Source organism: Paraburkholderia phenazinium, from assembly GCF_900142845.1.
Classification (GTDB): domain Bacteria; phylum Pseudomonadota; class Gammaproteobacteria; order Burkholderiales; family Burkholderiaceae; genus Paraburkholderia; species Paraburkholderia phenazinium_A.
This window is the reverse complement of the sequence record NZ_FSRU01000003.1, coordinates 346,048-370,100: the sequence shown is the minus strand read 5'-3', so window position 1 is coordinate 370,100 and position 24,053 is coordinate 346,048. Positions and strand designations below refer to the sequence as shown.

Sequence of the window (24,053 nt, the reverse complement as noted above, 5' to 3'; positions counted from 1 at the left end):
CTTGTTTGCTCCTGTTTGGTGCCTGGTTGGCCTTTCCTTGTTTTCTTCGTGGTCTATTAGCGTTGCCCCTGTGCGGGGCGGCACCTACTTTTCTTTGCCGCCGCAAAGAAAAGTAGGCAAAAGAAAGCGGGCTCACACCGCTAGCTCGTAGGTGTCCATCTCTGTTTGGCCGCCCAGAGTGGTCCGAGACGAGATCCGCTCTCGCATTTCTCCCGTCAGTGACAAAGCGCTCATTCATCCCGTGTGCGCACTTCGTGCGCCACGGTACGGTTCACTATGCCGCTCCTCGTCCACGCCGGAAGCTCCGCGGAAGATGGGCCATGCGCAAACGGTGGGTGTGGGGGCATCGAGATCGTGGCCCCGGGCTTAGCCGGTCCGGCGGGCGGACTTCCATCCGTTTTCAGGTCGTCCAGATTCGCAGCGGTACCGCCGTCACGCCATGCACGATCGGACGCAATTGTAGCCAGCACTCGGTCAGCGCTCGTTGCAGCGATTCCATTGAGCGTGCTACCGCGCGAATCAGTACTACCCCCGGTGTGACGCAGGTGGCGGCTGCGCGCAAGCTGTCGTCAAACGGAAGTCCGGCCGTCAGCGTTTCGGCGAGTGCGTCGTCGCAAGCGGAGCCCACCGCCCATAACGTTCCGTATGCGGGGAATCCTGCGAGGCCCTGGGGGACGTCGCGCAGTGGATCGGCCGCGGCAAGGTTGGCTCGTTCGAGCCAGAGCAATTGTCCGTCCGGGCCGACGATCCGCGAGGAAGCGCGCAGCGTGCCGGCCGACCAGCGCTCGCCCGCTGCCTGGCGGCCCAGTTGCGTCGCATCCCAGCCGAGCGCGGTCGCGCCTTCGGCCAGGGTCAGCGTGAAGTCGAGCGTGGCGTTGGCGTGATCGAACACGATGTTGTTTTGCGGCAGCCAGTCGAGCTTCGCATGAGCGCCAACGCGAACTTCGATCTGCTGGCGTGCGGCACGATCGTTCGACTTGTACCACTTCGTGGCGCCGGGCGTGGTGAGCACCGCGTGCGTACCGGCCTCGAGCGCCACGTCAATGTGAAGCTGGTCGCCCCCGGCGATGCCGCCAGGGGGATGCACGATCACCGCGTGGCAGACGGCCTGGCCTTCGGGGTAGAGCGGACGCTGCACGCGCAGCGGGCCGTCGTGCAGACGATGCGCGAGCGTCGTGCGTTCACCGTGCTTCGCGAAGCCGAGTTCGAGCCGGGCGCGCCACTCTGCGTGCGCGGCGCAATGCGCAGACGCGAGCGTGGCATGGTTTTCATGAAGCGACATGCGGGTAGGCGTAGTAGGGCGGTGCGTGACGACTGCCTGACGGACGCTTGTTGCCGGAGGTCATGGATGCGCTTGACCTGATCTGCAGCGACGAGCGTGCCGAGAGGATGTGCGGCGAGGATAGCACGCGTGAACGTCTCGCTATCACACCGCGATCAGGGCGCGTACGCCGTCGGCGTCCATGTTGGCGCCTTCGCCGCCGGCGACGATTTCACCGCGGCTCATGACCCAGTAGCGATCGGCGATGGCTTTGGCGAAGTCGTAGTACTGCTCGACGAGGAGGACGGTGAGCCCCATTTCTTCGACGAGTTGACGCAGGGTGCGGCCGATGTCCTGGATGATGGAGGGCTGAATGCCTTCGGTGGGTTCATCGAGGATGAGCAGTTGCGGCTCGCTCATGAGGGCGCGTCCGATGGCGAGTTGTTGCTGCTGTCCACCGGACAGGTCGCCGCCGCGGCGGCTGCGCATGTCTTTTAGGACTGGGAAGAGTTCGTAGATGCGGTCGGGGATTTTGGATGGGGCTTTTTTGCTGGCGGCGCCTACCAGCAGGTTTTCTTCTACCGTCAGGCGCGGGAAGATGTCGCGGCCCTGGGGGACGTAGGCCAGGCCGTTTGCTACGCGGGCATACGTTGGCAGTTTCGTTAGCGGCGTGCCGCGCCAGGAGATTGCGCCGCTTTTTGTTGGGACGACGCCCATCAGGCAACGCAGTAACGTTGTCTTGCCTACGCCGTTGCGGCCTAATAGTACCGTTAGCTTACCGTCTGGTACTGTTAGTTTCACGTCTCGGAGGATGTGGCTGCCGCCGTAGTACTGGTTTAGGTGTTCCACTTCTAGCATTGCTGTTTGTCCTCTGGGTTCTTTTTTTGCTGCTTGCAGATGGGGGTTTTGCCTGCGGTGGCTTGGTTTTGTCGTTGTTCCTACCTTGTTGGCCTTTCCTTGCTTTGTTAGTGGTCTATTAGCTTCGCCCCTGTGCGGGGCAGCACTGTAGTGGTCAAGCCCCTTTGGACACCCACAAAGGGGTTTTCAGTAAATAGAAGCCTCATAACGCGCCGGTGGCGAATCATTGGCCGCCGAATGGATGCGCCGGTAGTTGTAAAAGTCAGCCACGTAACCCGCGATATCGCGCTGGGCCTGTTCGTGACTGCAGTACTCCTGTTCTCCGATCCATTCACTCTTCAGGCTTCTGAAGAAGCGCTCGACCACCGCGTTGTCCCAGCAGTTTCCCTTTCGGCTCATGCTCTGCACCATCCCGTTTGCCTTCAGATCACTCACGAAGCGTTCGCTGGTGTACTGGCAGCCCTGGTCGGAGTGGAACATCAGTCCGGGGGCTGGGCGCCGGCTGCTGCGGGCCTGCTGTAGCGCCTGGATCACCAGCTCGGTATCCGCCTGCAAGGCAAACGCCCAGCCCACGATGCGACGCGAATGCAGATCCATCACGATCGCCAGATAGGACCAGCCCTGCCGCGTTCTCACATACGTAATGTCACCGGCCCATACCCGGTTGATCGCACCCGGCTCGAACTTGCGCTCCAGCAGGTTGGGCGCCACCAGTGCTTCACCTTCGGCCTTGCGATAGCGGTGCGTTCGCCGTCGCGCCACCGCCAGTTGCGCCTCGCGCATCAGCGAACGGGCCCGGTAGCGTCCGATCGCGTGACCTTGCTGCTGCAGCGCCCGCGCCATCCTGCGACTGCCGTAACTGCTGCGGCTCTCGCTGTGGATCTGGCGCACAGTTCTGAGTAGCGCGGGTGAAGCTGCCGGCTTGCAAACCCGTCCCGCGAACGCGTAGTAGCTGCTTCGCGGCACCTTCAGCAACCTGCACATCAGACTCACCGGCCAGGCCTTCTTCAGCGAACGGATCACTTCGAGGAGCGATCCAGTTCCTTGACGAAGAAGGCCGTGGACTTTTTTAGTATGTCGCGCTCACGTTCAAGCTCGACCACCCGCGCCTCAAGCTCCCGGATACGCCGCTGGTCAGCTTTGACCTGCACCTGCGTGCGCGGCGGCTGGACCTGCTCGGCGCGCCACTGCGCCACCCACCGCCGCAACGCCGTATCGCCAACACCTAGCGCTTCGCTGGCCTTCGCGAACGAGTAGCCCTGCGCAACCACCAGCTGCACCGCTTCTGCCTTGAATTCGTCAGTTATGTTCCGTCTGCTCATTTCTCACCTCGGTTGGAGAATTATCCCCTTTAGAGGTGTCCAGAGTCATTGGACCACTACACACTTACTTTCTTTGCCGCCGCAAAGAAAGTAAGCAAAGAAAGCGGGCTCACACCGCTAGCTCGTAGTGAGCCATCCCGGTTTGCTGCGGGGAACGGCCCAACACAAGACCCGCCCTCGCACCACCCACGCTAGTGACAAGGCACTCATCCGCTCCAGCGTCGCGCTTCGCGCCCCGCCGTCAGGCATAACTCCCCACCAAAACGCTATCCGCTAGCACCGCCTTTAACCACTATCAACCGCCAACCGCGAACCGCGAAATCTAAGTGTGCCGAACTGTCCCGGGGTGTGACTACGAGCTAGCTTGTTCTGTAACTACGGCACTTACAGTGAGCATTTGGGGCGTTGTGGTGAGCAACGGACAAATGCGGGCAACCGTATGGTGAACCGTACCGGGGCGCACGAGGTGCGCACGCGGGATGAATGAGTCCTTTGTCACTGGCGAGTGTGGTGCGAGAGACTGTCTCGTTTTGGGCCGTTTCCGGTAGCGGACCTAGATGGCTCACTACGAGCTAGCGGTTGCAGCCCGCTTTCTTTGCTTACTTTCTTTGCGGCGGCAAAGAAAGTAAGTGCTGCCCCGCACAGGGGCAACGCTAATAGACCACTAAGAAAGCAAGGAAAGGCCAACCCCAAACGCAAACCACCAACCACCAACCACAAAGCCGCCGCAGGCAAAAAAAAACCCTCACCGCCCCAGATAAGACTCAATAACAGTCTCATCCTGCTTAACTTCATCAAGCGTGCCATGAGCGAGAACACGTCCTTCAGCCATAACGGTGACTTTCCCGGCCTCGCCAGAGAGAGCAGCAACAAACTCCATATCATGCTCCACAACCATCATCGAACAAGTGCCACGAAGATGATTAAGAAGCTCGGCCAACTGCATAGTTTCATCATCGGTCATGCCAGCCGCAGGCTCGTCAAGCAGAAGAAGCGCCGGCTGCTGCATCAACAACATGCCAATCTCGAGCCGCTGCTTCTGCCCATGCGACAACTCCCCAGCCAACCGCCTCGCCTCACTCTCAAGACGAATCAGCGAAAGCGTCTCCTCAATCCGAGCCTGCGCCTCCCGATCCAGCCGCGCCCGCAAAGAAGCCCACCATCCCTTGTCAGCCTTCATCGCCAGTTCGAGATTCTCCCAAACCGGATGCTGCTCAAACACCGTCGGCTTCTGAAACTTGCGACCAATCCCCGCTCGCGCAATCGACGGCTCGTTCATCCGCGTGAGATCGATCGTCTGTCCAAGAAACACCTTGCCGGAATCCGGCTCAGTCTTCCCCGTAATCACATCCATCATCGTCGTCTTGCCCGCGCCGTTAGGCCCGATGATGCAGCGCAATTCGCCCACATCGATCGACAACGTCAACGCATTCAACGCCCGGAACCCGTCGAAGCTAACCGTCACATCCTCAAGATACAAAATCGTCCCGTGCGACACGTCAATCTCGCCCGGTGTCACCACTCGCCCAAAATCCGCGACGCCGCTCAGCGAGTGTTCTGCAGGGTCTTCCGGTAAAGCCAGGTCAGGCACCATCGGGTTCTCGTTCATGAGCGATCCCTCTTGCGCATCGCGAGTTCGAGCAACCCCATGATGCCGTTCGGTAGCAGCAACGGCACCAGCACGAAGATCAAGCCGAGAAAGAACAGCCAGTATTCAGGGAAGTTCGCCGTGAAAAAGCTCTTCGCGCCATTCACAGCAAACGCTCCGATAATCGGTCCAATCAGCGTGCCGCGTCCGCCCACCGCCACCCAGATCGCCATTTCAATCGAGTTGCCCGGCGACATCTCGCCCGGATTGATAATGCCAACTTGCGGCACATACAGCGCCCCAGCAATCCCGCACAGAATCGCCGACACCGTCCAGATAAACAGCTTGTAGCCAAGCGGGCTGTAGCCGAGAAACATCAGCCGCGTTTCGCCATCGCGCACCGCTGTGACCACGCGTCCAAGCTTTGAGGTCACGATGGCCCGCGCACCCAGAAACGCCAGCACCAGCACCGCAAACGTGATCAGAAAGAGCGCCGTGCGCGTGCCCGGATGCGTGATCGGAAAGCCGCCGATCCGCTTGAAGTCCGTAAAGCCATTGTTGCCGCCGAAGCCGGTTTCGTTGCGGTAGAACAGCAACATCGCGGCGAACGTCATGGCCTGCGTGATGATCGACAGGTACACACCCTTTACTCGCGAGCGAAACGTGAAGAAGCCGAACACCCAGGCAATCACGGCCGGCACCAGGATCACCAGCAGCAACGCGTACCAGAGATGCTGCGTGCCTTCCCAGTACCACGGCAACGCGTGCCAGTTCAGAAACACCATGAAGTCGGGCAGATCGCTCTGATAGACGCCGTCGTGACCGATCGCACGCATCAGGTACATGCCGATCGCGTAGCCGCCCAGCGCAAAGAACAGTGCGTGTCCCAAGCTTAGGATGCCGCAATAACCCCATACGAGATCCAGTGCGAGTGCGCCGATCGCGTAGCACATGAACTTGCCGGTGAGCGTCATCATGTACGCGGACAGGTGGAACGCGCTCGTTTCCGGCAGTACCAGCGCCGAGAACGGCACGCCCAGGCCGATCGCGACGATCAGCGCAATCAGCGCGATCCATGCCGGTCGCGACAACAGCGCGGGACGCGGCGGCAAGCCCAGCGCGAAGCCCGACTGCGCGGCACGTTCGGTGCCTGGTGGCGCGCCCGTGCCGGACGGTGTGACGGAAGCGGGGGAGGTTGCCGATGTCATCTCATGCCTCCGCGCTGCGGCCCTTCAGGGCGAACATCCCCTGCGGCCGCTTCTGGATGAACAGCACGATCAGGACAAGCACAGCGATCTTCGCGAGCACAGCGCCCCAGAACGGTTCGATCGCCTTGCTGATCAGCCCGAGTCCGAAGCCGCCGATCACCGTGCCGGCCAGTTGACCGACGCCGCCCAGCACCACCGCCATGAAAGAATCGATGATGTAGCTCTGACCCAGATCCGGACCGACGTTACCGATCTGCGAAAGCGCACAGCCGCCCAGGCCCGCAATGCCCGCACCAAATGCAAAGGCGTACGAATCGACTCGCGCCGTCCGCACACCGACGCACGCAGCCATGCGGCGGTTTTGCGTCACGGCGCGCACGAACAGGCCGAGGCGCGTTTTCGTCAGCACCGCCCAGGCAATGCCGACCACGATCAGCGAGAACGCCAGAATCGCCAGCCGGTTATACGGCAGGATCAGGCTGGGCATCACGGTGACGCCGCCGCTCATCCACGCCGGATTGCTGACCTGCACGTTCTGCGCGCCGAAGATCATCCGGGTCGCCTGGATCAGGATCAGGCTGATGCCGAAGGTGGTGAGCAAGGTCTCGAGCGGACGGCCATACAGATGTTTGAGCACGAGCCGCTCCAGCACCATGCCCACCAGCGCCGCCGCCACGAACGAGGCCGGCACCGCCAGCAGCGGATACCAGTCGAAAGCGCCAGGCGCGAAGCGCTGGAACAGGTTCTGAACCACATACGTTGCGTACGCACCGATCATCAGGAACTCGCCATGCGCCATATTGATGACGCCGATCAGCCCATACGTGATGGCGAGTCCCAGCGCGGCCAGCAGCAGCACGCTGCCGAGCGACAGGCCCGCGAACAGCGTGCCCGCAATCTGGCTGCGGCGCTGGATCGCGTCGAGCTCGTCGATGCCGGCCTGCGCAGCGGCACGCACCCGGTCGTCGCTTTCCACGAACGTACCGTCGGGCTTCTTCGCGACGAGCGGCCGCAGCAGTTCGTTCATGTCGAGGTCGTGGCGCGCGGCCACGAGCTGCACGGCTTCAAGGCGCGTTGCCGGGTCGCTGTTGTGCAGCGCCGTCATGGCCCATAGCGTGTCGAGTTTCTTCTTGAGACCCGGATCGGTTTCCTTCGCGCGCTGCGCGTCGATCAACGGTTTCATCGAAGGATCGGGATTCTGCAGCAGCGCGTTAATCGCCGCGCGGCGCGTTTCCAGATCCGGAGAGTCGAGTTGCGAACCCGACAGCGCGCCCGACACCTTCGAGCGCAGCAGATTGTTCAGCGTGACTGGTTGCGCATCGGGTGCGCTGACCGTCTTGCCGGTGATGACGTCTTTGGTCGTGTCGCCGTCCTGGATCAGCACTTCGCCGGAGTCGGTCGTGAGCGCATTGTCCTCGGACAATGCCTTGAGCAGCGCTTGCGACGGCGCGTCGTGATTGGCGATCAGTTTGTCGATCGCCGCGGATTTCGCGTCGAAGTCGTCGGCGGCGAGCGGCGCGACGTCGGCTGGGGTCAGCGCAAACGCCGCCAGCGGTGCGACGGTGATGAGCGCGATACCCAGCGCACCGATACTGCGCCGTGTGAGCCTCAAAATGGAAAACGCCATGATGCCCTTTGAAGATTGACCGGCAGGCGGCGCGGCATCGAATCCGCCAGAGATGCCGCGCCGTCGGGTCGCTAGTGAGGCGGGTGCGTCGTCCAGTCGGCCTGAATCCTCCGGCGCAACTGGACCTGTGCGGGCGTGCGCTGCACGCCCTCCGTTACGTCAGGCCACCCGCGAACGGCGCAGGAACGCCGGAATCGAACTGACCACATCCGGCTTGCCCTGGTTGCCTGCAATGAACGGGCTCCACGGCTGCGCACGAATGGCCGTCTTGGTGCGCCACACCACGTTGAACTGGCCGTCGGCACGCACTTCGCCGATCATCACCGGCTTGTGCAGATGGTGATTGCCGTCCATCGTCAGCACGAAGCCTGACGGTGCGTTGAAGCTTTGGCCGATCATCGCCACGCGCACCTTGTCCACATCCGTGCTCTTGGCTTTTTCAACCGCCTGCTTCCACATATGGATGCCCACGAAGGTGGCTTCCATCGGATCGTTCGTCACGCGCTTGTCGCCGCCGGGCAGGTTGTTGTCCTTGACCCACTTGGCGAACATCGCCTTGAACTTGGTGTTCTCCGGATTGCGCAGCGACATGAAGTAGTTCCATGCCGCGAGGTTGCCCACCAGCGGCTTGGTGTCGATGCCGCGCAGTTCTTCTTCGCCGACCGAGAACGCTACCACCGGCACGTCCGTTGCTTTCAGGCCCTGGTTGCCGAGTTCCTTGTAGAACGGCACGTTCGAGTCGCCGTTGACCGTCGAGATCACCGCAGTCTTGCCGCCTTGCGAGAAGGTCTTGATGTTCGCGACGATGGTCTGATAGTCGCTGTGGCCGAACGGTGTGTAGACCTCCTGAATATCGGCGTCCTGGACGCCTTTCGACTGCAGGAACGCGCGCAGGATCTTGTTGGTCGTACGCGGATAGACATAGTCCGTGCCGAGCAGGAAGAAACGCTTGGCGCCGCCGCCTTCGGCGCTCATCAGGTATTCGGTGGCCGGAATCGCCTGCTGGTTCGGCGCTGCGCCCGTGTAGAACACGTTGCGCGACATTTCTTCGCCTTCGTACTGCACCGGATAGAAGAGCAGGCCGTTCAGTTCTTCGAACACCGGCAGTACCGACTTGCGCGACACCGAGGTCCAGCAGCCGAACACCACCGCGCACTTGTCCTGGGTGATGAGCTGGCGTGCCTTCTCGGCGAACAGCGGCCAGTTCGAGGCCGGGTCCACCACGACCGGCTCGATCTGCCGGCCCATCACGCCACCGCTCTTGTTGATTTCCGAAATGGTCATCAAGGCGGTGTCTTTCAGTGAGGTCTCCGAAATTGCCATCGTGCCCGATAGCGAATGCAGGATGCCGACCTTGATCGGCCCCGTGGCGGATTGCGCATTAGCAAACGGACTCTGGCCGGCGAGCGCCAAGGCGCCAGACATTGACCCGAGCTTCAACAGACTGCGACGTTTCATTTGCTACCCCTTGCCATTAGTGAAGAGTGTTTTATGGGCGTCGATTCCAGCCATGAAAGGCTGTCCTGCATGGTTTGCCCGACCACTACTGCAAGGCACATGCCAAGTGGTAAAACTGACCGTCAAGGGGCGGGATGCACGCTGCGATGCGGTCGTGCTGTGCGGGTTAATTCTGTGGCGTTATGCGCGCTGAGCGCAAAACTGGTGCATTTCGCGGCGACCCGCCTCCTTGCGGTGCGTGCCGCGCTGCAACGAAGCGTCCTTCGCCGCCAAGGAGCGGCCACGGTGCATCTCCGCCGCGCCTTTGTGCATGAGCGTGCGACTGCCTACACTGAAAGACCCACCTTGCGAGGAGACACGAAATGAACGAGCGCGTGACAACGAGCGCCAATCCCCCGGATATGGCCGCGTTCTGGATGCCCTTCACGGCGAACCGTCAGTTCAAGAGCGCGCCGCGCCTGCTGGCGAGCGCGAAAGGGATGTACTACACGTCGCACGACGGGCGGCGCATTCTCGACGGCACCGCGGGCCTCTGGTGCGTCAACGCCGGCCACTGCCGCGACGAGATCGTGGCGGCGGTGCAGGCGCAGGCGGCCGAGATGGATTTCGCCCCCACCTTCCAGATGGGGCACCCGAAGGCCTTCGAGGCAGCCACGAAGATTGCCCGGCACACGCCCGGCGACCTGAAGCACATCTTCTTTGTGAACTCGGGCTCGGAGGCCGTCGATACCGCGTTGAAGATCGCGCTGGCGTATCACCGCTCACGGGGCGAGGGGCAACGCACGCGCTTCATCGGGCGGGAGCGGGGGTATCACGGCGTGGGCTTCGGCGGCATCTCGGTGGGCGGGATTGCGCCGAACCGCAAGGCGTTCTCGGGCGGCTTGCTGCCTGCGGTCGATCATTTGCCGCATACGCTCAATATCAGGGAGGCGGCGTTTTCGAAGGGGCAGCCCAAGTGGGGCGCGCACCTGGCCGATGAGTTGGAACGCATCGTGACGCTGCACGACGCGTCGACGATTGCGGCGGTGATTGTCGAGCCGGTAGCGGGGTCGACCGGTGTGCTGATTCCGCCTGAGGGGTATCTGGAGCGGCTGCGCCAGATCTGCGACCGGCACGGCATCCTGCTGATCTTCGACGAGGTGATCACCGGCTGGGGCCGGCTTGGGGCGCCGTTTGCCGCGCAGTATTTTGGCGTGACGCCCGATCTGCTGACGATGGCCAAAGGCACCAACAACGCCGCCGCGCCGATGGGGGCGGTGGCGGCGAGTGCAAAGGTTCACGACGCGATCGTCGACGGGGCGCCGGCCGGCATCGAACTGTTTCATGGCTATACCTATTCAGGGCATCCGATTGCGGCTGCGGCGGCGTGCGCGACGATCGATCTGTACGAGCGCGAGGGTTTGTTCGAGCGCGCGGCGCGGATGGCGCCGGTGTTCGAGCGGGAGATTCACAAGCTGCGCGATGCGCGGCATGTGATCGATGTGCGTAATCTGGGTCTGGTGGGTGGGGTGGAACTGGCGCCGCGTGAGGGAGCGCCCGGGGCCAGGGCGTATGACGTGTTTGTGCGCTGCTATGAGAAGGGCGTGTTGACGCGTTATACGGGGGATATTCTGGCGTTCTCGCCGCCGCTTATCGTTGAGGACGGGCAGATCGCGGAGATTTTTGCCACGGTGGGGGAGGTGTTGAAGGAGGTGGCTTAGGAAGCGCGGTCGGCGTGGCTGAGGGGTGAGCGTGCGCCCTGCAATGACGAGAGGCTGGCAGCCTTGCGGCGCCAGCCTCTCGTTTTTAGTCGCGCGTGACGCTCGTCATTTAGAAGGCGACGAACGGTCCGGTTTGCGAACCGACCTTGGCGTTGTTGAGCACGGTGTAGACGTTGCGGCCGTAGAAGAACGGCAAGCCCCAGATGAATCCCCCGGACAACGGTGCGCCGAGACTATCGTAGGCGGCATAAGGATTCGCCAGCAGATTGGCCGCGTTGCTCAATGAAAACGGTACCGTTGCGGACGAGCCGCTGCCATTGCTTGCCTTCAGGCCTGCTGACAAGCTGAGCGGCGTCGACGGGGCGTACCACGTGTCCGGCCATACGAACGCGGTCGGGATCGTAGTGTCGGGGAAGTAGTACACGTTCGTGCCGCTATCGATCGCACTGGTCAGCGCGCTGCCTTTATAGACCGTTGTGAAGAGGCCGTTCTGATCCAACTTCAGAATGTTCGCGCTCGAGGGTAACGCATTGTTCTGCTGGGTGCCGATGCCGAATATCAGTTGGCCCATCGCGGTAGCTTGACCTCCTGCCTGCAGCGGGGGCAGGCTGATGATCGTCCCGTTGTTGTCCGACGTGAAGTCGGCGACAGGGTTCATCACTTGCGTATCGAGCGGCACGCGTGCGCCAGTGCAAGAACCCGACGACGCGCAGTAGTAATAGGTCGCCGGCAACACGGTTTGCGCAGCGGCTGGGAAATCGCGTATACCCGACCCGATACCGATAACACCGTTCGCACCGAGCTTCGCGATGGTGCCGATGTTGGTCCCGCCGCGTGAAACGCAATCCGACGGCGTAGCAAAGGCGCCGTCGCCGATGACCTGGATGGGCAGATTCCCGGCGGATTCGCCGCCGATCGACACGTCCGCTCGCTTGACAGACCCCCATGTATAGCCGGAACCGAAGATCGCGCATTGGGCAATCGGCGCGTTGCCGGTCGGGTCGTTGGTGGCGCCGGTTTGTGCGGGCAATTGCGAAGGGAGTGCCGAGCCGAGCGCGCTTGCTAGTACGCGAACGCCGACGGAGCCGGTGTCGAGCAGCATGTGATCGACGGTCGCGCATTGGTTGCTACCTTGCGTGCCGGGATAGCAGATCGTCGCGGTCACGTAGAGGCTGTTGATGCCGTTCATCGTCCGGTCAACGACGATCGGTGCAGTGTTATTGACGACGGGTGTTGGAGTCGGTGTTGGTGTTGGTGTAGGTGTTGGTGTAGGTGTTGGTGTAGGTGTAGGTGTAGGTGTAGGTGTTGGTGTAGGTGTAGGTGTAGGTGTAGGTGTAGGTGTAGGTGTAGGTGTAGGTGTAGGTGTAGGTGTAGGTGTAGGTGTAGGCGTAGGTGTAGGCGTAGGCGTAGGGACCGGCGTGGGCGTCGGCGTCGGGCGTGGGTTCGGCGTGGGACTCGGTGCCGGACTCGGCGAAGGACTCGGACTCGGCGTAGGCGTAACCGGCACCACCGTGTCACCCTTATCCTGCGCCGCATTACCATCGCCCTTATCGCCAGCACCACCGCCGCCACACGCGGAAACCGCCACGCTAGCGCTCAGCAGTGCGAAGCACAGTGTCTTGTTCAACTTCTTCATAATCGCGTTTTCCAGAGAATCTACAGTTCGTCTTACTGCAGATCGTCTGCATTGACGCCGGCGGGCACGAGGCGCGGGACATACGCCTTACCGAAGAAATTGCCGGGCCGGCCGGCGGACTGAATCACGAGATCGCCGCTGCGCTCGATCATCGGACCGGTGCCGTGGGCACGTCCTTCGCCTGCGGAGACAAAGCGCTGAAAATAGCTGCCGAGCAGCGCGCTCATATCGGGCCGCACCGGACCCTGCCACGTGACGGCGAAGACGACGTTGTCCGGCAGCGTGTACTCGCGCACGGTGACGCCGTCGGCATCGACGGATGCATGCACGGAGTAGGCCGCCGTGGTCTGGAGCATCGAACGAAGTCCCTTCGGAGCAGACGAGGCCGCGCCCGGCGCGCCACCCAGCGTCGCGTAAGACGCGAGCGGCAATAACGTTGCAATCGCCAGCGCGATCTTTACAAATTTCATCACATTGCTCCGAAAAATAGGTCGGAGCATGTTGCCAGCGAGCAGCGAGCCAAACGGTCGGAAACGTCTTAAAGCGAAGCCGGAAAGCGCTTCATTGACGGTGCCTGGATAAAGCTGACCGGCGGAGGCCGCACGACGGCTGCCCGCCGGCACGTAGCACGGTAGCCGCGCGTTAGAAGGCCACGAACGGCCCGGCCTGCGCGCCGACCTTCGCGTTCTCGAGTACGGTGTACACAGTGCGGCCATAGAAGAACGGCAGCCCCCAGAGAACCATCCCCGACGCGTTCATACCAAAGTTATTGAAGGCCGCATTGCCGCTCGCGTACAGATTATTGGCGTTAGCGATCTCGAACGGGACGTTGATCGGCGTACCGGCTCCGCTCGCAGCCTGGAAGATCGCGGCAAGCGCAAGCGGCGCCGCAGGCACGTAGAAGCCGTTCGAGATTGGGATTGCGCTGTCCGGGAAGACGAACATGTTGGTGCCGCTGTCCACCGCGCTCACAGTGAGCAAGCGGCCCTTATAGACGCTGGTGAAATAGCCGTATTGATTCAGCGGCAGGATATTCACGCCCGATGGCATCGTGTTGTTCTGCTGCGTGCCGATGCCGAATATCACTTGCCCCGTGGCGCTGCCCGCCCCCGCGGACGATAAACCCGGCAAGCGGATGATCGTGCCGTTGTTGTCGCTGGGGAACGCGGCAACCGGGTTCATCGGCTGTTTGCTCACGGCCACGCGGGTATTGGTGCATGAGGTGGCGCTCGAGCAATAGTAGAACCCCGCGGGGTAGATCGTGTTCGCCGAAGCCGCGTGGTCATACACCAGATTGCTGATGCCGACGATGCCGTTGCCGCCCAAGGCGCTCACCGTGCTGAGGTCCTTGCCGCCGCGCGCGCTGCAATCGGTGGGCACGGCAAACTTTGCGTCGCCTATCAGCTGGACGGGTATCACGCTCGAGGTTTCACCGCCGATCGTCACCGCGGCCCGCTTCACCGAGCCCCACGTGAAGCCGGAGCCGAACGTCGCGCATTGCGCGATCGGCGCGTTGCCGCCTGGGTCGTCGGTTGCGCCGGTTTGCGCCGGCATCTGCGCGGCGAAGGCGCTGCTGAGCGCGCTGGCTACCACTCGCACGCCGCTCGAACCGGTGTCGAGGATCATGCGGTCGACCGTCGCGCATTGACTGCTGCCCTGTGCGTTAGACGCACACAGCGTGATCGTCACATACGGCTGGTTGATCATGGTCTTGCCGTCGACGGTGATCGCTGCGGTATTCGACCCACTGACCGGCGTAATGGTGGCCGGCCCGTTGGCTGGGGCATTGGTCGGATTGGCCGGTATGGTGCCGCCCGGCGTGCTGTTGCTGGTGGACGAGCCGCTCCCCGAATTGGCCGGCCAACTGGGGGCGGCAGGCGAGTTAGGCGTGGCCGGCCAGTCGATGGCCGAGTTGCCCGAGGCGTTACCGTTGCCTGCGCTGCCGCCTCCGCCACAGGCTGAAAGCGCCATACTGAAGGCAAGCATCGCAACGCCGAGCGTCGAACGGGATGTTTTCATGGTCTCTTGCTCTACGGGAATCGACGCGCGTCACTGCGGATCGAACAGGTCGCAGCATGGTGCCAGAGACGTTGCTGAGGATACCTTGGGAAATTTCTGGAGCGATCAAGCGAAACATCGCCGCGTTCAGCGATTAGCCGAAACGCGGGTAAAGGCGGAGGCGCGGAAGATCGTGAAGCAGAGGGGAGTACAGGACGGGAGCGTACGCGCCGTTGCGGCGCCTGTAGCGCTGCTGTTGCGATGGCGGCGGGTTTCTCAACGCGCTGGAGGGTGCCTCATGGAGAGGCCTGCCCCACAACCAGGTGCAACCAGGAAAACATCAATCGGACTGCACAAGCCGCAGCTAAAACGACCGCGGCCCGTGCACAACCCGACTCAAATCAATACGTCGGTACAGCCGGATCAACCTGGCGCGACCACGCATCAATCCCACCCTGCAGATTGAACACGTTCTTATGTCCGCGCGATTCGAGGAACATCGCCACTTGCGCACTGCGCGCGCCGTGATGGCAAACACACACGATCTGCGCGTCGTCGTCGAGTTCTTCGCTGCGGGCCGGGATTTCGCGCATGGGAATCGACACGGCGCCGGCGATTGACGCCGTCTGGATTTCCCACGGTTCGCGCACGTCGAGCAGCACGGGCGCGGGACGCGATTGATCGGCAAGCCATTCGGCCAGAGCGGGAGCGGTCAGGTTTTGCATCAGTGGTCTCAGAACTTGAAGCGCGGCGGCTGCAGAGCGTTGATCAGCGGTTCGACGTAAGTCTCGAACACATCGGCAATGCGGTACTGCTTCTCGTCGATGCGCGTAATGATCTGCGCCTTCATCACCGGTGCGGTGCCCACGAACGCCGCCAGACGGCCGCCAATCTTCAGATGCTCGAGGATTTCTTGCGGCAGGACAGGCAGGCCGCCCGAGACGCAGATCACGTCGTAGGGCGCAGCCGCCGGCCAGCCGCGCGAGGCGTCGCCGGTGACGACTTCCGCATTCAGCACGCCGTTGGCGGCCAGATTGGCCTTCGCCAGTTCGGCGAGTTCCGGCTCGATATCCACGCTCAGCACGTGCTGCGCGCGGTTTGCGAGCAGCGCCGCCATGTAACCCGACCCCGCGCCGATTTCCAGCACGCTTTCATGCTTCTTCACCGCCAGTTCCTGCAGCACGCGCGCTTCGACGCGCGGCGCCAGCATGTGCTGGCCGGCCGGCAGCGGCACTTCGAAGTCGACGAAAGCCAGTTCGCGGTAGACCGTGGGGACGAAATTTTCACGCTTGACGATCGACAGCAGGTTCAGCACGTCCTGGTCGAGCACTTCCCAGGGACGGATCTGCTGTTCGATCATGTTGAAACGCGCTTGTTCGATATTCATGGTGGATTCGGCGGTTCGGTTTAGGTGCGACTCGTGGGGGTTCGGGACAACTTCGGAATTGTACCAAACCGGGGGCGAAACCCGTCTCCTGACGGGCAACAGGGCCGCAATCCGGGGCCAACCTGGTGCCAACCCGGCCCGTGTTAATCCCTACAAGACGGTCCTTGCGATTCGCCGGACCATCGCTCAAAAATGTAATCGATTACATTTTCGCGGCAAAAAAACGTGGCCCGACTGCCTCAATCTGAAACTGACGAACCCCGAACCGGAAACCCGCCGTCCGACGGCAATTCCATTGCGGGCGTCGCCGAGCAGGCCGGCGTGTCCGTGGCGACCGTGTCGCGGGTCCTGAACGGCCACTCGAACGTGCGTCCCGCCACGCGCGACAAGGTGCTGGCGGCGGTGGACGCGAGCGGCTACCGCGTCAACGAACTCGCCCGCAACCTGCGCACGGCTGAGAGCCGCCTGCTGCTGACGATGGTGCCGGACGTCGGCAACCCGTTCTACGCGGAGATCGTGCGCGGCATCGACCGCGTGGCGCGCCAACACGGCTATTTCATGCTGCTGTGCGACACGGGCGCCGATCCCGGCCGCGAGCGCAGCTACTTCGACCTGCTGCGACGGCGTCGCGCGGACGGCGCCATCTGTCTGGACCCGGCCACCGTGCAGCAGGCGCTCGCCGAGGAATCGGGCGCGCTGCCGTGGGTGGCGTGCTGCGAGTTCGATCCGGCGGTCGGCGTGCCGTACGTGGGGATCGACAACTACCGCGCGGCCGGCGACGCCGTGCGTCATTTGCTGGCGCAAGGGCATCGGCGCATCGGCCTGATCAATTCCGACGTCGCCTACCTCTACGCGCGGCAACGCCAGCAAGGCTACCTCGACGCCCTGCGCGAAGCCGGCATCACGCCCGACGAGCGCTGGCGCATGAACCTGAACAGTCTCGACTACGAAGCGGGGGCCTCGGCCGCCGCGCTGCTGATGTCGCAACGCGACGCGCCGAGCGCCATCTTCGCGGTGTCGGACACACTGGCGATCGGCGTGATCCACGGCCTGCGCAGCGTCGGCAAGCGCGTGCCGGACGACGTCGCGGTGGTCGGCTTCGACGATATCTCGCTCGCCGCGCAGATCGACCCGCCGCTTACGACCATCGCGCAGCCCATGCGCGAGCTCGGCGAAACCGCCGCGCGCCTGCTGCTGCAGCGCCTGGCCAATCCGCTGGCCAACGTGCCCGGCGTGCTGTTGCCGCACCGGCTCGTGATTCGCGGGAGTGCGTAAGCCATGAGCCTCGCCGTGCGCTTCGACGACATCCGCAAAGACTTCGGCCCGGTGCGCGTGCTGCATGGCGTGAGTTTCGAACTGACGCCGGGCCGCATCTACGGATTGCTGGGCGAGAACGGCGCGGGCAAATCGACGCTCATGAAAATCCTCGCCGGCTATGAGGCGGCGACCACCGGCACGCTGCTGATCGACGGTCAGGCGCAGCAGTTCGCCAGTTCGCGCGAGGCCGAAGCGGCGGGCATCGTGCTGATCCACCAGGAGTTCAACCTGGCGGAGCATCTGTCGATTGCGCAGAACATGTACCTGGGGCACGAAAAACGCCGTGGCTGGCTGCTCGACGATGCGGCGATGCGCGCGGAGGCAACGCGCTATCTCGCGCAGGTGGGCTTGAAGAAACCGCCGGATACGAAAGTGCGCGAGCTGATCGTCGCGGAAAAGCAGATGGTGGAAATTGCCAAGGCGCTGTCGCGTAACGCGCGTCTGCTGATCATGGACGAGCCCACGGCCACGCTCACCCCATCCGAGACCGAGCGCCTGTTTGCGCTGATGACGAAACTCAAGGCCGAGGGCGTGACGATAATCTACATCTCGCACAAGCTCGATGAAGTCGAGCACATCACCGACGAGGTGATCGTGATGCGCGATGGCCGCTTCGTCGCGCGCGGCGCGACCGCGGGGCTCGCGCGTCAGCAGATGGCGAACCTGATGGTCGGGCGCGACGTGTCCGATATGTTCCCGGACAAGGCCGCGGTGGCGGCTGACGCTTTAGTCGCCTTGAAGGTCGAAGGCCTGGTCGTGCCGGATTGGGTCGAGCAGTTGAGTTTCGAGGTGCGCGCGGGAGAAGTGCTCGGCTTCGCGGGTCTCGTGGGCGCCGGCCGCACCGAAGCCTTCGAGGCCATCCTTGGCCTGCGTCGCCGCAGCGCGGGGCGCATCGAGATTGGCGGCCATGCCGTGGAAGTGAAACGGCCGCTCGATGCGATGCGCCACGGCCTCACGTATCTCAGCGAGGACCGCAAAGGCAAGGCGCTGCACGTCAATCTGAACCTGCAGGACAACCTCACGCTGATGACGCTCGAGCAGTACGCGCATCCGTTGCTCGATCTGAAAGCGGGGCGCGTGGCGCTCAAGCAGGCCGTCGCGGACTTCGGCATTCGCACCGGCGATCTGTCGAGCCGCGCCCGCATGCTCTCTGGCGGCAACCAGCAGAAGCTCGCGCTCGCCAAGTTTCTGCAGCCGAGGCCGAATGTGATCGTGCTCGACGAGCCGACGCGCGGCGTCGATGTCGGCTCGAAGCGCGACATCTATTTCCTGATTCACCGGCTCGCCGCGCAAGGGCGCGCGGTGATCGTCATTTCATCCGAACTGATCGAGCTGATCGGCCTGTGCCATCGCGTTGCCGTGATGCGTGCGGGTCGCCTGCAGGCCACGCTCGACCTCGACCACCTGACCGAAGAGGAGTTGATCGCCCATGCGACCGGCACCCACTGAAGCCGCTCAAGCCGGCCGCGCGATGCGTCTCGCGCATCATCTGTACGGGCTGGGGCCGCTGGTGGGCCTCGTCGTGCTGTGCATTGTCGGTACCTTGCTCAATCACGATTTCGCCACCGTCGACAACCTGATGAACGTGCTTACGCGTACGTCGTTCATTGGCATCATCGCGGTCGGCGAGACCTTTGTGATCATTTCCGGCGGCATCGATCTGTCGGTCGGTTCGATGGCCGCCTTGATCGCCGGCAGCATGATCTGGCTGATGAACGGCTTGTCGGCGGGTGTCGGCGGACACACCTTCGCGCCGCTTGCGATCATCGCCATCGGCATTGCGCTGGCGTTTGTCCTCGGCGGACTGTTCGGCTGGGCGCACGGCCTGCTGATCACCAAGGGGCGTATCGAGCCGTTCATCGTCACGCTGGGCACGCTCGGCATCTTTCGCGCGGTGCTCACGTGGCTGGCCGACGGCGGCGCGCTCACGCTTAACAACTCGCTGACCGATCTCTATAGTCCCGTGTATTACGCGAGCCTGCTCGGCGTGCCGGTGCCGATCTGGGTGTTTCTGGTGGTGGCGGCAGGCGGCACGCTGATCCTGAACCGCACCGCGTTCGGCCGGCACGTGCAGGCGATCGGCTCGAACGAACAGGTTGCGCGCTATGCCGCGATCCGCGTCGATACGGTGAAGATCGTGACTTACGTACTCCTTGGTATATGTGTTGGCGTGGCGACGGTGCTCTACGTGCCGCGCCTCGGTTCGGCCACGCCCACCACCGGCATCCTGTGGGAGCTGGAGGCGATCGCGGCGGTGGTGGTCGGCGGTACCGCGCTCAAGGGCGGCGAGGGGCGCGTGATCGGCACGGTGATCGGCGCGATCCTGCTGTCGGTGATCGCGAACATTCTGAATCTCACCAGCATCATCAGCGTGTATCTGAACGCGGCGGTGCAGGGGGCGGTGATTATCGTTGTGGCGTTTTTGCAGCGCGGGCGGCGGTAAAGAGGAGCAGTGGGCACATGCAGGCATGGCGGCAAGCAGTTCAAGAATCCTTGGCGCACGAAAGCGCCTCATAAACACTGGAGACACACCATGAAGCAGGTCATTCGAGCGATCGGCGCCGGCGTGCTGGCGTTGGGGATACTAGGGGCCGCCGGCGCAGCGCGTGCCGACGACAAGGTTATCTTGGGCGTGGCGATCCCGACGGCCGATCACGGCTTTACGGGCGGCATCGACTGGTGGGCGAACAAGGCCAAGGAGGACATGGAGAAGGCGCATCCGGACCTGAAGGTGATCCTCAAAACGTCGGCGAGCGCGCCGGAGCAGGCCAACCAGTTGCAGGACATGGTCACCGTCAACAAGATCAACGCACTCGTGATCTTCCCGCATGAATCGGCTTCGCTGACGCAGCCGGTGGCGCAGGTGAAGAAGAAGGGCATCTACGTGACGGTGGTGGATCGCGGCCTGACCGACACCAGCGCGCAGGATGCGTACGTGGCCGGCGACAACACGGCATTCGGCAGGCTGGCCGGCGAGTACTTTTGCAAGAGCCTGAACGGCCAGGGCGACATCGTCGCGTTGCGCGGCATTCCGACCACGCTCGATAACGAACGCTATAGCGCGTTCACCGAAGCGTTGAAGGCCTGCCCCGGCGTGAAGGTGCTCGACGCCAAATACGCCAACTGGAATCGCGACGATGCGTTCAAGGTCATGCAGGACTACCTGACGCGCTTCAAGCATATCGACGCGGTCTGGTCCGCCGATGACGACATGTCGGTGGGCGTGCTCAAGGCCATCGATCAGGCGAAGCGCACCGACATCAAGGAAGTGCTGGGCGGCGCCGGCTCGAAAGAGATGATCAAGCGCGTGCTGGACGGCGACAAGCTGATCAACGCGGACGTCACGTATTCGCCGAAGTTCATCTACGACGCCATCAAGCTGACCGCCGAAGCCCGTCTGAAGGGCCAGACGCTGCCGGCGAAGACGATTGTGCCGTCGGTGCTCGTCACGAAAGACAACGCGAAGGACTACTACTTCCCGGATTCGCCGTTTTAACGCGCTGGGCCGCGCGCCCGGCGGCGTGCGGCCCAGCCTTTGACCGAGGAGCGACACGATGAAGACCATCAAGGGACCGGCGATTTACCTGGCCCAGTTCCTGGGCGACAAGGCGCCCTTCGACACGCTGGAAAACATGGCCACGTGGGCTGCGAGTCTCGGCTACGAGGGCATTCAGGTTCCCGTCGACGCGCGCCTGATCGACCTCGAACAGGCCGCGGCGAGCCAGACGTATTGCGACGAGCTGCTGGGCGTCGTGGCCGACGCCGGTGTCGAGATCACCGAACTGGCGACGCATCTGCAGGGCCAGCTGGTGGCGGTGCATCCTGCCTACGACCTGCTGTTCGACGGCTTCGCCGCGCCGCACGTGCGCGGCAATCCGCAAGCGCGTACCGAATGGGCGATCGCGCAACTGAAGCTGGCGGCGCAGGCGTCGCGACGGCTCGGGCTCGACACGCATGTGTCGTTTTCGGGCGCGCTCGCCTGGCCGTATGTGTACCCGTGGCCGCAACGGCCCGCGGGTCTCGTCGATGCCGCGTTCGATGAGCTGGCGCGCCGCTGGACGCCGATTCTCGACGCGTTCGACGAGGTGGGTGTGGATGTCGCCTACGAATTGCACCCGGGCGAGGATCTGCACGACGGCGTGACCTTCGAGCGTTTTCTGGAGCGTTTGAGCGGAACGCGCGGCCAGCGCCGCGCGAACATCCTGTTCGATCCGAGCCACTACGTGCTGCAGCAACTCGATTACCTCGCGTTCATCGACATCTATCACGAGCGCATCAAGGCCTTCCATGTGAAGGATGCGGAGTTTCGTCCGACCGGCAAGGCGGGTGTCTACGGCAGTTACAGCAACTGGACCGAACGCCCAGGGCGGTTCCGCTCGCTCGGCGATGGCCAGATCGATTTCGGCGCGATCTTCTCGAAGATGGCGCAATACGATTATCCGGGCTGGGCCGTCCTCGAATGGGAATGCGCGCTGAAGCATCCGGAAGATGGCGCGCGCGAGGGCGCCGAGTTTATTCGCCGCCACATCATTCGCGTCGCCGAACATGCGTTCGACGACTTCGCGGGCAGCGGCGTCGATACGGCGCAATTGAAGCGCGTGCTGGGCATCTGAGCGTCGGAGCGTCGTTGCGGCGAACGCGAGCGTCACCTGCGCGCGGCGACGCGGGCCTGAGCGACTTGCGCGGCCTGAGCGACTTGAGCGACTTGGGCGCATCATCAAAGGAGTTTCTTCCATGACACGAAAGTTACGGCTGGGCATGGTCGGCGGTGGGCAGGGCGCGTTCATCGGCGCGGTGCACCGGATCGCCGCGCGCCTCGACGACCGCTTCGAACTGGTGGCGGGCGCGTTGTCGTCCGATCCGCAGCGCGCTCACGCGAGCGCGGCGGAAGCCGGTATCGCTCGCAGCTACGCGGACTGGCGCGAGATGGCGCAGACGGAAGCCGCGCGCCAGGACGACGGCATCGACGCGGTGGCGATCGTCACGCCGAATCATCTGCATGCGCCGGTGGCGACTGCGTTTCTCGAAGCGGGCATCCACGTGATCTGCGACAAGCCGCTCGCCGTGTCGCTCGCCGAAGGACAGGCGCTGGCCAGGCTCGCGCACGAGAAGAAGCGGCTGTTCGCGCTGACGCATACGTATTCCGGCTATCCGATGGTCCGTCACGCACGGGAACTGGTTGAGGCCGGCGAACTCGGCGCGCTGCGCGTCGTGCAGGTCGAATACGCGCAGGACTGGCTGGCGGAGCCGATCGAACAATCCGGCACCAACAAACAGGCCGGCTGGCGCACCGATCCGCAGCAGGCCGGCCCGGCAGGGTGCCTCGGCGATATCGGCACGCATGCATATCACCTTGCGTCGTTCGTGACCGGGATGAAGCCTAAATGGCTCTCGGCCGAATTGCACACCTTCGTGCCTGGCCGCCGCGTCGACGATCACGTGCAGGCGATGCTGCGCTACGAGAACGGCGCGCGCGGCATGCTGTGGGCGAGCCAGGTGGCGAGCGGCGCGGAGAACGCGTTACGGTTGCGCGTCTACGGCACGAAGGCGGGTCTCGCCTTCGATCAGGAGAACCCCAACGAACTGTGGTTCACGCCGCTGGGCGGCGCAGCGCAGCGTCTCACGCGCGGGCGGGTGACGAGCGCGATCGCGGCGCATGCCACGCGTGTGCCGGCGGGGCATCCTGAGGGCTATCTGGAGGCGTTCGCGCAGCTCTATCAGGACGCTGCCTTGCAGATCGAGGCGCTGGATGCGGGCAAAGCGCCTCCGCCCGAAAGCCGGCTTCTCACGACCGTCGACGACGGTGTTGCGGGTCTGCATTTCATCGAGGCGGTACTCGCGAGCAGCGCGGCGCAAGGACAGCTTCAGGAAGTGCGAGCCGGGTAAGGGTTTTGTCGACGCGGTAAGATGCGGCGGTGCCCCTTTTTACGGACTCACGCATGTCGACCTCCTTCGCGTCCAGTCAGGCCAATGTCGTCCGCAAACAGACCGTGTTGCTGCTTGGCGGCACGGGCCTCGTCGGGAGTGCGTGCCTGCGCCTGCTCGCCCGCGACGACCGGGTCGGCGAGGTGCGCATGCTAGTGCGGCGGGCGTCGGGTGCGGCGGTGACGGGGTCGGCTGCGACCAACCGGGTCGTCGAGCATGTGATCGACTACGACTGGCCCGACGCGGATTCGGACATCTTCAAGGTCGATTCGGTGATCTGCGCACTGGGCACGACCATCCGCACGGCCGGATCGCAGAACGCGTTCCGTAAAGTGGACTACGAGTATCCGCTGCGGATTGCCGGCATTGCGCGCCGCCATGGTGCGTCCCACTTTGCGATTGTCAGCGCGATCGGCGCCGATGCGCACGCGCGGACTTTTTATAGCCGTGTGAAAGGGAATGTGGAGGACGGGCTCAAGAAACTCGACTATCCGGTGCTGACCATCGTACGGCCTTCGTTCCTGATGGGCGAGCGCACCGAGAGCCGGCCGCTGGAGAGCGTCGCGCGGCACCTTGGTGTGTATTTGCCGCTGAAGTGGCGCTCCGTTTCCGTTGAGCGGGTGGCGCGGGCGCTGGTGACCGAGGTGCTCAGCGACGATACACGTGGCGTCAATATCATCGAGAACGATGCACTGCATCGCGCGCCGCCGTTGTGCCGTTAGCGGCCGGGTTCGGCTCGCGCCAGGCGCCCGACGTGGCCCACTCGGG

Annotated in this window: 20 protein-coding genes; 8 read left to right on the top strand and 12 right to left on the bottom strand. The window is 63.3% G+C overall.

The genetic code is table 11. The annotated features are described in order from the left end of the window. Nucleotides 1-400: 400 nt before the first annotated feature. From BUS12_RS35240 to urtA, 7 genes are all read right to left on the bottom strand, one after another. On the bottom strand, nucleotides 401-1,282 hold the full coding sequence (locus BUS12_RS35240) for an urease accessory protein UreD (protein ID WP_074302125.1): 882 nt from the start codon (nucleotides 1,280-1,282) through the stop codon (nucleotides 401-403). A 144-nt stretch (nucleotides 1,283-1,426) separates the two neighbouring features. Beyond that, a complete protein-coding gene (gene urtE, locus BUS12_RS35235) occupies nucleotides 1,427-2,119 on the bottom strand; it encodes an urea ABC transporter ATP-binding subunit UrtE (RefSeq protein ID WP_074302124.1) in 693 nt (230 codons plus the stop codon). 186 nt (nucleotides 2,120-2,305) lie between these two features. Then, nucleotides 2,306-3,441 (bottom strand): IS3 family transposase gene (locus BUS12_RS35230; RefSeq protein ID WP_253190019.1). Its coding sequence is split into 2 segments (ribosomal slippage): nucleotides 2,306-3,183 and nucleotides 3,183-3,441, totalling 1,137 coding nucleotides; the frame shifts between segments, so codons are not numbered across the junction. Between the two features lie 745 nt (nucleotides 3,442-4,186). Continuing rightward, nucleotides 4,187-5,050, bottom strand: coding sequence for an urea ABC transporter ATP-binding protein UrtD (gene urtD, locus BUS12_RS35220; RefSeq protein WP_074302123.1), 864 nt, complete (start codon nucleotides 5,048-5,050; stop codon nucleotides 4,187-4,189). Beyond that, nucleotides 5,047-6,237, bottom strand: coding sequence for an urea ABC transporter permease subunit UrtC (gene urtC / locus BUS12_RS35215; protein WP_074302122.1), 1,191 nt, complete (start codon nucleotides 6,235-6,237; stop codon nucleotides 5,047-5,049). Before urtC ends, urtD begins: the two co-directional genes overlap by 4 nt. Before the next feature lies 1 nt (nucleotide 6,238). Further along, nucleotides 6,239-7,864 carry an urea ABC transporter permease subunit UrtB gene (gene urtB / locus BUS12_RS35210; RefSeq protein ID WP_074302121.1) on the bottom strand — a complete coding sequence of 542 codons (1,626 nt, stop codon included), beginning with the start codon at nucleotides 7,862-7,864 and terminating at the stop codon, nucleotides 6,239-6,241. A 159-nt stretch (nucleotides 7,865-8,023) separates the two neighbouring features. Continuing rightward, nucleotides 8,024-9,322 (bottom strand): urea ABC transporter substrate-binding protein, encoded by a 1,299-nt coding sequence (gene urtA / locus BUS12_RS35205; protein ID WP_074302120.1) that lies wholly within the window; start codon nucleotides 9,320-9,322, stop codon nucleotides 8,024-8,026. Between the two features lie 362 nt (nucleotides 9,323-9,684). Here urtA and BUS12_RS35200 point away from each other — a divergent pair, with 362 nt between their 5' ends. Further along, complete coding sequence (locus tag BUS12_RS35200) at nucleotides 9,685-11,022, top strand: omega-aminotransferase AptA (protein ID WP_074302119.1); 1,338 nt, start codon at nucleotides 9,685-9,687, stop codon at nucleotides 11,020-11,022. A gap of 109 nt (nucleotides 11,023-11,131) precedes the next feature. On the opposite strand, the gene BUS12_RS35195 is transcribed toward BUS12_RS35200, so the two are convergent. The 5 genes from BUS12_RS35195 to BUS12_RS35175 all read right to left on the bottom strand — a co-directional run bounded on the left by BUS12_RS35195 (nucleotide 11,132) and on the right by BUS12_RS35175 (nucleotide 16,043). Then, nucleotides 11,132-12,658 carry a DUF3443 domain-containing protein gene (locus BUS12_RS35195; RefSeq protein ID WP_074302118.1) on the bottom strand — a complete coding sequence of 509 codons (1,527 nt, stop codon included), beginning with the start codon at nucleotides 12,656-12,658 and terminating at the stop codon, nucleotides 11,132-11,134. Between the two features lie 32 nt (nucleotides 12,659-12,690). Continuing rightward, a complete protein-coding gene (locus tag BUS12_RS35190) occupies nucleotides 12,691-13,128 on the bottom strand; it encodes a DUF2844 domain-containing protein (protein WP_074302117.1) in 438 nt (145 codons plus the stop codon). Between the two features lie 172 nt (nucleotides 13,129-13,300). Next, nucleotides 13,301-14,677 carry a DUF3443 family protein gene (locus BUS12_RS35185; RefSeq protein ID WP_074302116.1) on the bottom strand — a complete coding sequence of 459 codons (1,377 nt, stop codon included), beginning with the start codon at nucleotides 14,675-14,677 and terminating at the stop codon, nucleotides 13,301-13,303. A 380-nt stretch (nucleotides 14,678-15,057) separates the two neighbouring features. Beyond that, entirely contained in the window at nucleotides 15,058-15,381 is a 324-nt protein-coding gene (locus tag BUS12_RS35180) for a rhodanese-like domain-containing protein (RefSeq protein ID WP_074265535.1), read from the bottom strand. A gap of 8 nt (nucleotides 15,382-15,389) precedes the next feature. Next, complete coding sequence (locus tag BUS12_RS35175) at nucleotides 15,390-16,043, bottom strand: protein-L-isoaspartate O-methyltransferase family protein (RefSeq protein WP_074302115.1); 654 nt, start codon at nucleotides 16,041-16,043, stop codon at nucleotides 15,390-15,392. Between the two features lie 234 nt (nucleotides 16,044-16,277). Between BUS12_RS35175 and BUS12_RS35170 the strand changes: the two genes are divergently transcribed. The 7 genes from BUS12_RS35170 (at nucleotide 16,278) to BUS12_RS35140 (ending at nucleotide 24,007) form a co-directional block, all read left to right on the top strand. Then, complete coding sequence (locus BUS12_RS35170; protein WP_143788594.1) at nucleotides 16,278-17,318, top strand: LacI family DNA-binding transcriptional regulator; 1,041 nt, start codon at nucleotides 16,278-16,280, stop codon at nucleotides 17,316-17,318. A 3-nt stretch (nucleotides 17,319-17,321) separates the two neighbouring features. Continuing rightward, nucleotides 17,322-18,809, top strand: a complete 1,488-nt coding sequence (locus BUS12_RS35165; RefSeq protein WP_074302113.1) for a sugar ABC transporter ATP-binding protein — start codon at nucleotides 17,322-17,324, stop codon at nucleotides 18,807-18,809. Further along, nucleotides 18,790-19,803 carry an ABC transporter permease gene (locus BUS12_RS35160; RefSeq protein ID WP_074302112.1) on the top strand — a complete coding sequence of 338 codons (1,014 nt, stop codon included), beginning with the start codon at nucleotides 18,790-18,792 and terminating at the stop codon, nucleotides 19,801-19,803. Before BUS12_RS35165 ends, BUS12_RS35160 begins: the two co-directional genes overlap by 20 nt. Before the next feature lie 90 nt (nucleotides 19,804-19,893). After that, nucleotides 19,894-20,856: a substrate-binding domain-containing protein gene (locus tag BUS12_RS35155; protein ID WP_074302111.1), complete on the top strand. Its 963-nt coding sequence runs from the start codon at nucleotides 19,894-19,896 to the stop codon at nucleotides 20,854-20,856. Nucleotides 20,857-20,914: 58 nt separating this feature from the next. After that, nucleotides 20,915-21,973, top strand: coding sequence for a sugar phosphate isomerase/epimerase family protein (locus tag BUS12_RS35150; RefSeq protein WP_074302110.1), 1,059 nt, complete (start codon nucleotides 20,915-20,917; stop codon nucleotides 21,971-21,973). Nucleotides 21,974-22,094: 121 nt separating this feature from the next. Further along, on the top strand, nucleotides 22,095-23,246 hold the full coding sequence (locus BUS12_RS35145; protein WP_074302109.1) for a Gfo/Idh/MocA family protein: 1,152 nt from the start codon (nucleotides 22,095-22,097) through the stop codon (nucleotides 23,244-23,246). A 53-nt stretch (nucleotides 23,247-23,299) separates the two neighbouring features. Next, nucleotides 23,300-24,007, top strand: a complete 708-nt coding sequence (locus BUS12_RS35140; RefSeq protein WP_074302108.1) for an NAD(P)H-binding protein — start codon at nucleotides 23,300-23,302, stop codon at nucleotides 24,005-24,007. Nucleotides 24,008-24,053: the final 46 nt, after the last annotated feature.